This window comes from Pannonibacter indicus (genome assembly GCF_001418225.1).
GTDB lineage: Bacteria > Pseudomonadota > Alphaproteobacteria > Rhizobiales > Stappiaceae > Pannonibacter > Pannonibacter indicus.
The window spans coordinates 1-11,964 of record NZ_LIPT01000005.1; the positions used below are offsets into that span (position 1 = coordinate 1).

The 11,964-nt window shown below is 62.6% G+C and carries 11 protein-coding genes and 1 pseudogene; 10 read left to right on the plus strand and 2 right to left on the minus strand.

Going from position 1 to position 11,964, the window contains the following annotated elements; translation table 11 throughout:
• Window positions 1-16: 16 nt before the first annotated feature.
• Window positions 17-286: pseudogene (locus tag ASC48_RS09525) on the minus strand (transposase); the annotation flags it as partial.
• 396 nt (window positions 287-682) lie between these two features.
• Here ASC48_RS09525 and rpoZ point away from each other — a divergent pair.
• The 10 genes from rpoZ to parC all read left to right on the plus strand — a co-directional run bounded on the left by rpoZ (window position 683) and on the right by parC (window position 10,944).
• Window positions 683-1,081, plus strand: coding sequence for a DNA-directed RNA polymerase subunit omega (gene rpoZ, locus ASC48_RS09530; protein ID WP_055455540.1), 399 nt, complete (start codon window positions 683-685; stop codon window positions 1,079-1,081).
• Between the two features lie 77 nt (window positions 1,082-1,158).
• Window positions 1,159-3,369, plus strand: coding sequence for a RelA/SpoT family protein (locus tag ASC48_RS09535; protein WP_055455541.1), 2,211 nt, complete (start codon window positions 1,159-1,161; stop codon window positions 3,367-3,369).
• 27 nt (window positions 3,370-3,396) lie between these two features.
• Entirely contained in the window at window positions 3,397-3,978 is a 582-nt protein-coding gene (gene pyrE, locus ASC48_RS09540) for an orotate phosphoribosyltransferase (protein ID WP_050471292.1), read from the plus strand.
• Between the two features lie 32 nt (window positions 3,979-4,010).
• Window positions 4,011-4,583, plus strand: coding sequence for a DUF2062 domain-containing protein (locus ASC48_RS09545; protein WP_055455542.1), 573 nt, complete (start codon window positions 4,011-4,013; stop codon window positions 4,581-4,583).
• Between the two features lie 69 nt (window positions 4,584-4,652).
• Window positions 4,653-5,093 carry a holo-ACP synthase gene (gene acpS / locus ASC48_RS09550; RefSeq protein WP_055455687.1) on the plus strand — a complete coding sequence of 147 codons (441 nt, stop codon included), beginning with the start codon at window positions 4,653-4,655 and terminating at the stop codon, window positions 5,091-5,093.
• Between the two features lie 149 nt (window positions 5,094-5,242).
• A complete protein-coding gene (gene lepB / locus ASC48_RS09555) occupies window positions 5,243-6,004 on the plus strand; it encodes a signal peptidase I (protein WP_055455688.1) in 762 nt (253 codons plus the stop codon).
• Window positions 6,005-6,017: 13 nt separating this feature from the next.
• A complete protein-coding gene (rnc, locus tag ASC48_RS09560; protein ID WP_055455543.1) occupies window positions 6,018-6,725 on the plus strand; it encodes a ribonuclease III in 708 nt (235 codons plus the stop codon).
• A gap of 154 nt (window positions 6,726-6,879) precedes the next feature.
• Window positions 6,880-7,794, plus strand: coding sequence for a GTPase Era (gene era, locus ASC48_RS09565; protein WP_055455689.1), 915 nt, complete (start codon window positions 6,880-6,882; stop codon window positions 7,792-7,794).
• Window positions 7,795-7,836: 42 nt separating this feature from the next.
• Window positions 7,837-8,601 (plus strand): DNA repair protein RecO, encoded by a 765-nt coding sequence (gene recO, locus ASC48_RS09570; RefSeq protein ID WP_055455544.1) that lies wholly within the window; start codon window positions 7,837-7,839, stop codon window positions 8,599-8,601.
• Window positions 8,602-8,694: 93 nt separating this feature from the next.
• Complete coding sequence (gene parC, locus ASC48_RS09575; RefSeq protein ID WP_055455545.1) at window positions 8,695-10,944, plus strand: DNA topoisomerase IV subunit A; 2,250 nt, start codon at window positions 8,695-8,697, stop codon at window positions 10,942-10,944.
• 428 nt (window positions 10,945-11,372) lie between these two features.
• Here the strand turns inward: parC and smpB are convergent, their stop codons facing one another.
• Window positions 11,373-11,849 carry an SsrA-binding protein SmpB gene (smpB, locus tag ASC48_RS09580; protein WP_055455546.1) on the minus strand — a complete coding sequence of 159 codons (477 nt, stop codon included), beginning with the start codon at window positions 11,847-11,849 and terminating at the stop codon, window positions 11,373-11,375.
• Window positions 11,850-11,964 lie beyond the last annotated feature (115 nt).

The following is an 11,964-nucleotide window of genomic DNA, read 5'->3' on the forward strand; positions in this document are numbered from 1 at the left end:
GAGGGGCTCAGAAGTTTCCCCGCGCAGCCTCCGTCAGGATCAGCTTGTCCAGCGTCAGATCCGCCACCGCCTTGCGAAGCCGTTCGTTCTCCTTCTGGAGATCCTTCAACTGCCGAAGCTGGTCACGGCTCATGCCGCCATATTGCTTACGCCACCGGTAGAACGTCAGCTCGGAAACGCCGATCTGGCGAACGGCATCCGCCATCGCCATGCCTTGGCCGCGCAAAACCTCAACCTGCCGAAGCTTCGTGACGATCTCGTCGGGCTTGTGTCGCTTGTTTGCCATTGTGGTCCTCCTTCAGGGTCAAAACCATACTTCAAGGTGGACCCGTTCAATGGGGGTGGATCAGGTGCAGCACTCAACCTGTCAGGGCGCAATTGTTTGACTTGTATAAACAATCACTCGCTCGCTTGCGTTGCCTCCAAGTCAGCAAAAGCTAAACTTTTAACTGAACGCCATTATTTGGACGTCTTTTCATGGACGCAACAGTTGGGGTACTACATTGGCGCAGCCATACGCAATCGTAAATATGGCCACCATTTGGACGTGTGAAAGGTTCTCAAGCCATTTTTTCGCCGATCTGGCACCTCAAGATCGATCACGAAACAGCGAGGGTTGCGCTAAGGTGCAGTTGCGAATATATGCTCACCACTTGAATTTCAGAACATATGGAGAAGTCCTATGGCGCGCGTGACCGTCGAGGATTGCATCGACAAGGTTAATAACCGGTTCGAGCTGGTGCTGCTGGCAGCACATCGCGCCCGGATGATCTCAAGCGGTTCGCCGCTGACCATCGATCGCGACAACGACAAGAATCCGGTCGTCGCCCTGCGAGAAATCGCAGATGAGACTGTGAGCCCGGAAGATCTTAAGGAAGACCTCATTCATTCTCTGCAGAAATATGTGGAAGTGGATGAGCCGGAGGCGGAAGCCGTACCGCTCGTTCCGTCCAGCAATTCTGGCGGCACCCAGGTCAATGCGGTAGACGATTCGAACGTTGAGTTCGACCGCATGTCGGAAGAAGATCTGCTGCGCGGTCTGGAAGGCCTTGTGCCGCCGGAGCGTTCGGACGACATCTGATTTCCGGCATGAGGCGGGTCATCTGAGTTGGCAAGCCCTGGTGCTGCAATCTGTGTCCAAGGGTGTCTGCTGCGGCCATGATGCGCCAATACGAGCTTGTCGAACGGGTTACCCGCTATAATCCGAATGCCGATGAAGGCCTTTTGAACAAGGCCTATGTCTATGCCATGAAGAAGCACGGGTCCCAGACCCGCGCTTCCGGCGATCCTTATTTTTCCCATCCGCTCGAAGTGGCTGCTATCCTGACCGATCTCAGGCTGGATGACGCGACCGTTGCCGTCGCGCTGCTGCATGACACCATCGAGGACACGGATGCCACCCGCGCGGAGATCGACACGGTCTTCGGCGAGGAAATCGGCAAGCTTGTCGAAGGCCTGACCAAGATCAAGCGCCTCGACCTCGTCTCCCAGAAGACCAAGCAGGCGGAGAATTTCCGCAAGCTGCTGCTCGCCATCGCCGATGATGTGCGTGTACTGCTGGTGAAGCTGGCGGACCGGCTTCACAATATGCGCACGCTCCATCACATGCCGGAGCACAAGCGCGGCCGCATCGCCGAAGAGACGATGGAGATCTATGCCCCGCTCGCCGGGCGCATGGGCATGCAGGACATGCGCGAGGAGCTGGAGGACCTGTCCTTCCAGGTGCTCAATCCGGAAGCCTATGCCACGATTGCCGAGCGGCTCACGGGCCTGCGCGAGCGCAACGGCGGGCTGATCGGCGAGATCGAAAGCCTGCTGACCGCCCAGATCGCCGAGCGCGGCATCGCTGCCCGGGTCAAGGGCCGTGAGAAGCGCCCCTACTCCATCTTCCGCAAGATGCAGCAGAAGTCGCTGGGCTTCGAGCAGCTTTCCGACATTTACGGCTTCCGCGTCATCGTCGGCACCACCGAGGCCTGCTACCGGGTTCTGGGCATCATCCACACCACCTGGCCGACCGTCCCGGGGCGGTTCAAGGATTACATCTCGACGCCGAAGCAGAACGACTACCGCTCGATCCACACCACGATCGTCGGCCCCAGCCGCCAGCGCGTGGAACTGCAGATCCGCACCGAGGCGATGGACCGGGTGGCCGAATACGGTATTGCCGCGCACGCCCTCTACAAGGACGGGCAGACGGGCGGGCGCAACATTGCCCGGCACACGGATGAAAGCCGCGCCTATGAATGGCTGCGGCGCACCATCGACCTCTTGTCGCAGGGCGACACGCCGGAAGAATTCCTTGAAAACACAAAGCTGGAACTGTTCCACGATCAGGTGTTCTGCTTCACCCCCAAGGGCCGCCTGATCGCCCTGCCGCGCGGGGCGACACCCATCGACTTTGCCTATGCGGTGCATACGGGCATCGGCAACACCTGCGTCGGCTGCAAGATCAACGGCAAGATCATGCCGCTGGTGACCGAACTGCGGAACGGCGACGAGGTGGAAGTCATCCGTTCGCAGGCACAGACGCCGCCGCCCGCCTGGGAATCAATTGCCGTGACCGGCAAGGCCAAGGCCGCGATCCGCCGGGCCACGCGCGAATCCATCCGCAAGCAGTACGGCGCCCTTGGCGAGCACGTGCTGCAGCGCGCCTTCAACCGTGCGGGCAAGCCTTATTCGGAAGGCCTGCTGGACGGCGTGCTCGGCCTGCTCAATCAGGAAACCGTTGCCGATCTGCTGGCCAGCGTCGGGCGCGGCGAGTTGAGCGCGCAACAGGTGGTCAAGGCAGTCCACCCGGACTATCAGGACGAGCGCACGGCTCATCTGAAGCCGGAGCCTGGTGAAGGCTGGTTCGATCTTGAGAAAGGCCAGGGCCTGAAGTTCCGCATTCCCGATGCCGCGCAGGGTACCGATGGCATGGCGCTGCCGATCCGCGGCCTGACCGGTGACATTCCGGTGAGCTTTGCCCCCAATGGCGGCGCCGTGCCCGGAGACCGGATCGTCGGCATCCTGACGCCTTCGGAAGGGCTGACGATCTATCCGATCCAGTCGCCGGCACTGAAGGAATTCGACGACCAGAGCGACCGCTGGATCGACGTGCGCTGGGACATCGACGTGGACAACCCGGAGCGCTTCCCGGCGCGCATCAACGTGTCAGCGCTGAATGAGCCCGGCTCACTCGCCGCCATCGCCCAGGTGATCGGCGACAATGGCGGCAACATCGACAATCTGAAGATGGTCCGCAAGGTGGCCGATTTCCATCAGATGATCATCGATCTCGAGGTATGGGATCTGAAACACCTGAATCGTATCATCAACCAGCTGCGGGCCAAGCCGAACGTGTCGAGCGTGACACGTGTCAACGGCTGACCCGGCACAAGACGGAGACTTTGGACGATGACGCAGGACGAAGTCCTGGCCGTTTTCCGCGAGGCGGGGGCCATTCTGGAAGGGCATTTCATTCTTTCCTCCGGGCTGCGCAGCCCGGTCTTCCTGCAGAAGGCCCGCGTCTTCATGTATCCGGAGAAGACCGAACGCCTGTGCAAGGCGCTAGCGCGGAAGATCGAGGCAGCCGGCCTTGGCAAGATCGATGCCGTCGTCTCTCCTGCCCTTGGTGGCCTGATCCCCGGTTATGAAACGGCCCGCCACCTCGGCGTTCCGGCCATGTGGGTGGAGCGTGAGGGAGGCGAGTTCCGCCTGCGCCGCTTCGAGATGGAAAAGGGCGCGCGCGTCGTCATCGTTGAAGATATCGTCACCACGGGCCTGTCCAGCCGCGAGACGGTGGAGGCCCTGCGGGCCATCGGCGCAGACGTTCTGGCCGTGGCCTGCCTGATTGACCGCTCTGCCGGAGAGGCGGACACAACCGTGCCACTTGTATCGCTGACACAGTACAAGGTGCCGGCCTATGAGCCGGACAAGCTGCCGCCGGAACTGGCGGCGCTGCCAGCCGTGAAGCCGGGAAGCCGCAACCTCGCCTGAGCGGGCAAAACGGGAAAGGGAGACAGGACCGCATGCTGTTTCAGCGCAGAACACCGCCAACCCGGCTTCAAAAGATGCGCGTCGCCGTGTGGCCGCGGGCGAGCTGGTCCCGGTCGTTCCGCTATTATGGCAAGCGTGTCCTGCGCCTGACCGCCAGTCCCGATGCCGTCGCCAGAGGTTTCGCGGCAGGCGCCTTCGCCTCCTTTACCCCCTTTATGGGCTTTCATTTCCTGCTGGCGGCCGCCTGCGCCTTCGCGATCCGGGGCAACATAATTGCTTCGGCTCTTGGCACCGCTGTCGGCAATCCGCTGACTTTTCCCTTCATCTGGGCCGCGACCTACAAACTGGGTCACCTGATCCTCGGGTCGAGCCAGCATGAGATTGCCCGCCGCGAAGGCGCCACCCGCTATGGCTTCAACCTGATGGAGCAGTCTTTAGATACGCTCTGGCCGGTGATCAAGCCCATGCTGATCGGCGGCATTCCCCTTGGCCTGGTCTGCGGTGCACTGTGCTATGTCATTGTTTTTCAGAGCGTGCGCACCTATCAGGAAGCCAAGCGCCTGCGCCTTGAAAAGCGGCGGGACGCAAGCCGCAAGGCCGAATAGCTTGAAGATGCCTGTCCGGCATCCTAATTGCATGTCTTGCGCGTTCTGACGGGCCCGGGAAAGGCAGCCATGATTCTTGGCATCGGCAGCGATCTGATCGACATACGCCGCATCGAGCAGACACTGGAACGGTTCGGCGAGCGCTTCACCAACCGCGTCTTCACCGAAAGGGAGCGCCAGCGCTCCGACCGGCGCGCCGAGCGGGCAGCCTCCTATGCCAAACGCTTTGCCGCAAAGGAGGCCTGTTCCAAGGCACTTGGCACCGGCATCCGTATGGGCGTTGCCTGGCGGGAGATGGGGGTGGTGAACCTGCCCAGCGGCCGTCCGACACTGGAACTCACAGGCAGCGCCGCCGGGCGGCTTGCCCGGCTGACGCCCGAAGGCTTCAAGGCCCGCATTGACCTGACCATTACCGATGACTACCCGCTGGCGCAGGCCTTCGTGGTGATTTCCGCCTGGCCGCAGGACTGGCCGGAGCCCCCTGCCCTGCCCGTGCGCGAGCAGGCCTGAGGCTTTCTCAAACGGCCATAAAGCCACGTTTGCATGCCTTGCCGCAGACCTTGCGCCAAGCCTTGCGTTGCCAGCCCCGGCATGAACGGCTAAAAGTCGCAGCAACAGACTGAGGCCGATGGCGCCTCACGGCACGAATGAAGGACGACATGAGCGTGACGGACAAGAAAAAAGCCAAGGAAGGCAGCCTTGGCGAAACGGTCAAGGTGATCGTTCAAGCCCTGCTGATCGCGCTGGTCGTGCGCACGTTCCTGTTTCAGCCGTTCAACATCCCCTCAGGGTCCATGATGAACACGCTGCTGATCGGCGATTACCTGTTTGTGTCGAAATACAGCTACGGCTATTCGCGCTACTCCTTCCCCTTCGGCATGCCGCCCTTCTCCGGCCGCTTGCTGAGCTCGGATCCGCAGCGTGGGGACGTGGCCGTGTTCAAGACGCCGCACGATAATTCCACCGACTACATCAAGCGGGTCATCGGCCTGCCGGGCGATGAGATCCAGATGATCGATGGAGTGCTGCATATCAACGGCGAGGCCGTCCCGCGTGAGCGCATCGAGGACTTCATCGACAAGGACAGCTTCGGTAACGAACGCCGTGTCGCCCGCTACCGTGAAACCCTGCCCAATGGCGTCAGCTACGACACGCTGGACCTGACCCCGCGCGGACAGTCCGACAACACCCGCCCGTTCAAGGTGCCGGCCGGCCATTACTTCATGATGGGCGACAACCGTGACAATTCCACCGACAGCCGCGTGCCGGTGGAACTGGGCGGTGTCGGTTATGTGCCGCTCGACAACTTTGTCGGCCGCGCCGAAGTGATCTTCTTTTCGGTGGATGGCGGTCACCCTGCCTGGCAGTTCTGGTACTGGCCCTGGTCCATACGCTGGGACCGGCTGTTCCAGTCGATCTGAGGCAGGAGACGGCATGACCATTTCCCGCAAGACAGACATGCTTGCCGCCGTCGAGGCGCGCATCGGCCACAAGTTTACCGACCGCAGCCTGCTGCAGCAGGCGCTGACCCATGCCAGCGCCCTGTCCGGGGCCGATACGTCCGGCGGCAGCTACCAGCGGCTTGAGTTCCTCGGCGACCGGGTGCTCGGGCTTGCTGTTGCCAGCATGCTGCACCGGCACTATCCGCGTGCCGATGAAGGCGAAATGGCGCGGCGTCTGAACCACATGGTCAAGCGCGAGACCTGCGCCGAGATCGCCATCGAGCTGAAGCTGGGCGATGACATGCGCATCAGCCAGAGCGAGGCGCAAACCGGCGGGCGCCAGAAAACGGCGCTGCTGGCCGATATCTGCGAGGCTGTAATTGCCGCCATCTATCTGGACGCAGGCTTCGAGACGGCGGAAGATTTCGTGCGCCGCCTGTGGGAGCCACGCATGCTGACCTTCTCCGGCCCCTTGCGCGATGCCAAGACCACCCTGCAGGAGTGGGTGCAGGCCAAGAGCCTGCCGGCCCCGGTCTACAAGGTGGTGGACCGCACCGGCCCAGACCATGCGCCGGAATTCATCGTTGCCGTGCAGGTGGAAAAATTCCCCAGCGCCGAAGGGCGCGGCAACTCCAAGCGCGTGGCCGAACAGGCTGCCGCCGAAACCATGCTGCGGCGGGAAGGCGTCTGGAGCGACTGACGCCCGGGGCCCATGCACGGGATGCTTCGCCTCATCCAACAAACCCGCTATGATTGACCCGCCGGGGCCGGACCGCTGTCCGCCACACCGGTTGACACCTTGAAAGACGACAGATTTGACCGATCAGGACCTGCCCGGCACCGCCGGGACCGACATGGACGCCCTTCATACCGCAGACGGCACCCGTGCGGGCTTCGTTGCCCTCATCGGCGCGCCGAACGCCGGCAAATCGACGCTGATCAACCAGCTCGTCGGCACCAAGGTTTCCATCGTCACGCACAAGGTCCAGACGACACGCGCCATCGTGCGCGGCATCGCCATGCATGGCGCGTCGCAGATCATCTTCGTGGACACCCCCGGCATCTTCAAACCCAAGCGCCGGCTGGACCGGGCGATGGTCGACACCGCCTGGGGCGGCGCACGCGACGCGGATGTGACCGCCCTGCTGATCGACGCCCGCAAGGGCCTGACGGAAGAAGTGGAAGCCATTCTTGGCCGGCTTGCTGACATGCCCGGCAAGAAAGTGCTGATCCTCAACAAGACAGACGTGGCCAACCGTGAGAAGCTGCTGAAAGTCGCTTCCACCGCGAACGAAACCGTTGCTTTCGAGCGCACCTTCATGGTCTCGGCCCTGACCGGCGATGGCGTTTCGGACATTCTCACCTATTTCGCCGGAGAAGTGCGCCCCGGACCCTGGCTTTATCCGGAGGATCAGGTTTCCGATGCCCCCATGCGCATGCTGGCGGCGGAAATCACCCGCGAGAAGCTGTTCGAGCGCCTGCACGAGGAAATCCCCTACGTCTCCACCGTCGAGACCGAACTGTGGGAAGAGCGCAAGGATGGCTCCGTGCGCATCGAGCAGACGATCTATGTGGAGCGTGACAGCCAGAAGGCCATCGTGCTGGGCAAGAAGGGCCAGACCATCAAGATCATCTCGCAGGCCGCCCGCACCGAACTGACGGAAATCGTGGAACGGCCCGTGCATCTGTTCCTCTTCGTCAAGGTGCGCGAGAACTGGGCCGATGATCCGGAGCGCTACCGCGAAATGGGGCTGGAATTCCCGCGCTGATCCGGCGCGGGACACAGAACAGGGAAACCGTGTGGCACGCCGATGGAATGGACAGATGACGGCGTTCTCCTTTCCTGCCGCCCGCAAGGGGAAAGCGCGGCTGTCGCCGAGGTGATGACCCGCCATCAGGGCCGGTATCTCGGCCTTGTCCGCTCCGCCCGCTCCTCCCGCATGACGCCGCTGTTGCAGCCCGGCAACACGCTGCGCCTTACCTGGCGCGCCCGGCTGCCCGGCCAGCTCGGCCTTTTCTCCGTTGAGGGCCTGTCATTACGCGCCGGTTTCCTGATGCAGGAAGCATGCGCTCTTTATGGCGTGCAGCATCTGGCCGCCCTCACCCGCCTGCTGCCGGAGCGCGCCGCACATGAGGGGCTGTTTCAGGCCCTCACCGTGGTGCTGGACCACCTGCATGAGCCGCTGATCGCGGGCCCCCTGATTGTGCGCTATGAACTGGCGCTGCTGACAGAACTCGGCTACGGCCTTGACCTCAGCCGCTGCGCAGCTACCGGCCAGGCATGGGATCTGGCCTATGTGTCGCCGAAAAGCGCGCGTGCCGTCAGCCGCGATGCCGGAGCCCCCTACCGGGACAAACTGCTGCCCCTGCCTGCCTTTCTGGTCGAGGGCGAGCGCCAGCCGGGCACGGAAATCAACTTCGCCGACCTCTCCGGCGGCTTCACGCTCACTGCCTTCTTCCTCGACCGGCACGTCACCGGCCCCGCCGGCCTTGACCTCTCCACCACCCGGACCGGCATGACGGCGGCCTTCGCCAAGGCCTACGAGCAGGCAGGGCTGATGGGGTTTGGCGGATAGACCGCTCAAGACCGGGGAAAAACCTGCAGAATTCTGCCATTTCCACCCCCGCAGAATTGTGTGAATGGGCCAATCCGGGCTATGGCTCGCCTCATGGGAAACGAGCTGATTCCACCAAGCGGCATTGAAGGCGTCAACCTGCGCGAAGCGCTGGAAGAACGGTACCTTGCCTATGCCCTCTCCACCATCATGCACCGGGCGCTGCCCGATGTGCGCGACGGCCTGAAGCCGGTTCACCGGCGCCTGCTCTACGCCATGCGCCTCCTGAAGCTGGACCCCGGTGCCGGCTTCAAGAAATGCGCCCGCGTGGTCGGCGACGTGATCGGTAAGTATCACCCGCATGGCGATCAGGCGGTCTATGACGCCCTTGTGCGCCTCGCTCAGGACTTCGCGCAGCGCTATCCGCTGATCGAGGGCCAGGGCAACTTCGGCAACATCGACGGCGATAATGCGGCGGCGATGCGTTACACCGAAGCGCGCCTGACCGACACGGCCAAGCGTCTGCTCGACGGGCTCGACGAGGACGCAGTCGATTTCCGCGAGACCTATGACGGCGAAGAGCGCGAACCGCTGGTTCTGCCAGGCGGCTTCCCGAATCTGCTCGCCAACGGCTCTTCCGGTATTGCCGTGGGCATGGCGACGTCCATCCCGCCGCACAATGCCCATGAGCTGTGCCTTGCCGCCCAGCACCTGATCAAGCACCCGGAAGCCGAGACGCGGGATCTGCTGGCCTATCTCAAGGGCCCGGACTTCCCCACCGGCGGTATTCTCGTGGATGATCCCAAGGGGCTGCTGGAGGCCTATGAGACCGGCCGGGGCAGCTTCCGCGTCCGCGCCCGCTGGGCCGTGGAGGATCTGGGGCGCGGCCAGTGGGTCGTCGTCGTCACCGAGATCCCCTATCAGGTGCAGAAGTCGCGCCTGATCGAGAAGATCGCCGAGCTGCTGACCGCCCGCAAGCTGCCGCTGCTGGACGATGTGCGTGACGAATCCGCCGAAGACGTGCGCGTTGTTCTGGTGCCGCGCTCGCGCAACGTCGACCCTGCCCTTCTGATGGAATCCCTGTTCAAGCTCAGTGAGCTTGAAACCCGCTTCCCGCTGAACCTCAACGTCTTGTCCATGGGCAAGGTGCCCATGGTGATGGGCCTGAAGCAGGTTCTGCGCGAGTGGCTGGACCACCGCAAGGAAGTGCTGGTGCGCCGCTCGCAGCACCGTCTGGCGCAGATCCTGCACCGGCTTGAGGTGCTGGAAGGCTATCTGATCGCCTATCTCAACCTCGACGAGGTAATCCGCATCATCCGTGAGGAGGATGAGCCGAAGGTGGAGCTGATGCGCGCTTTCAGCCTCTCCGACGTGCAGGCCGAAGCCATTCTCAACATGCGCCTGCGTTCGCTGCGCAAGCTTGAGGAAATGGAAATCCGCAAGGAGCACGAGAAGCTCAGCGCCGAGCGTGACGCTATCAATGCACTGCTGGTCTCTGACGCCAAGCAGTGGGCGCATCTGGCCAAGGAAACGGCGGAAATCGCCAAGGCCTATGGCCCGGAGACCGAACTCGGCAAGCGCCGCACCGATGTGGCCGAAGCGCCGGACCATGACATCGGCGACATCCAGCAGGCGATGATCGAGAAGGAGCCTGTCACGGTCATCATCTCGGAGAAGGGCTGGATCCGTGCGCTCAAGGGCCATCAGCAGGATCTTTCGACGGTCGCCTTCAAGCAGGGCGACAAGCTGAAGTTTTCGTTCCATGGCGAGACAACGGACAAGATTCTGCTGCTGACCACAGCCGGCAAGTTCTTCACCCTTTCCGCCGCCACCCTGCCGGGCGGGCGCGGGCATGGCGAGCCGGTGCGCCTGATGGTGGACATGGACGAGGGCCAGGACATCGTCTGCGCCTTCATCCACAAGCCGGGCCGCAAACTGATGGTGATCAGCGACGAGGCACGCGGCTTCATCGTGCCGGAGGCCGATGTCATCGCCAACACCCGCAAGGGCAAGCAGGTGCTGAACGTCACCGCGCCGAATGAGGCCGTGCTCTGCATTCCGGTGGAAGGCGATCAGGTCGCCATCATCGGCCAGAACCGCAAGCTGCTGGTCTTCCCGCTGGCGCAGGTGCCGGAAATGGGCCGCGGACGCGGCGTGCGCCTGCAGCGCTACCGGGATGGCAGCGTCGCCGATGCGGTGGTCTTCTCAGGCGAAGCCGGTCTTGTCTGGGTTGACAGCTCGGGCCGCAGCTTCAACCGCTCCATGGACGATCTCGCCGACTGGCGCGGCGACCGGGGCCAGGCAGGCCGCCTGCCCCCCACCGGCTTCCCCCGCACCAACAAGTTCGGCACGGGCAAGCTTTGATAGCATGAGCAGTTTCAAGGCGTGATGCGTCAGCATCGAAAGCCTTGGTGTGAAACGGCACAGGGAGAAGCTGCAAGGCTTCTCCCTGATGCATTAGAGCTCCCCAGCATCATAACCACACACTCCGTCATGCCATGACTTGATCATGGCATTCATTCCATTGCCGTCAACGGATAAAGACCTTCCGCATCGCACTGGAATGGCACAAGGTGCAAGCTGAAACGGAACGGCATGGATCCCATGATCAAGTCATGGGATGACGAATACGGTGTGGTCCGTCACAGGTGGCGGCGTCTTGCCCATGCTCTTGAACGTGCCGCATATGAGCTTTACCCACAATATATACACAGCCTGCCAACAGCTCTTTCACAAGCTGTCAACAGACTTGGGCACAGGGTTTTCCGGAAGGTTTCAACACGTCTGGCAAGTCAGCCGCCGGACTTCAGCAGACGGCCCTTTTCGCGGGCCCAGTCGCGGGCCTTCTCGGTTTCGCGCTTGTCATGCAGTTTCTTGCCGCGGGCAAGGGCGAGCTCCAGCTTGGCGCGGCCCTGCTCGTTGAAATAGATCTTCAGCGGCACCAGCGTCTTGCCTTCCTTGGCCACGGCTGCTGCCAGCTTGGCGATCTGGCGCTTGTGCAGCAGCAGGCGGCGCGGGCGGCGCGGCTCGTGGTTGAAGCGGTTGGCCTGAAGGTATTCCGGCAGATAGGAATTATAGAGCCAGATCTGACCGTCTTTCTCCGCCGCGTAGGATTCCTGAATGTTGGCCTTGCCGCCGCGCAGGGCTTTAACTTCCGTGCCGCGCAGCTCAATGCCGACTTCCAGAACGTCCTCGATCTCGTAGTTGAACCGCGCCTTCCTGTTGTCCGAAACAACCGTCCGGGCGGGGCCGCCAGACTTGGGCGCCATGGTCACATCTTCCCTGCATGGACGCGGAAGGGCCACATCCCGGCCCTTCCGGTCAGTTTGTCAACACAACCTACCCCTCTTTCGTCATCCGGCCAAGCGCAGCGCAAGCCGGGAC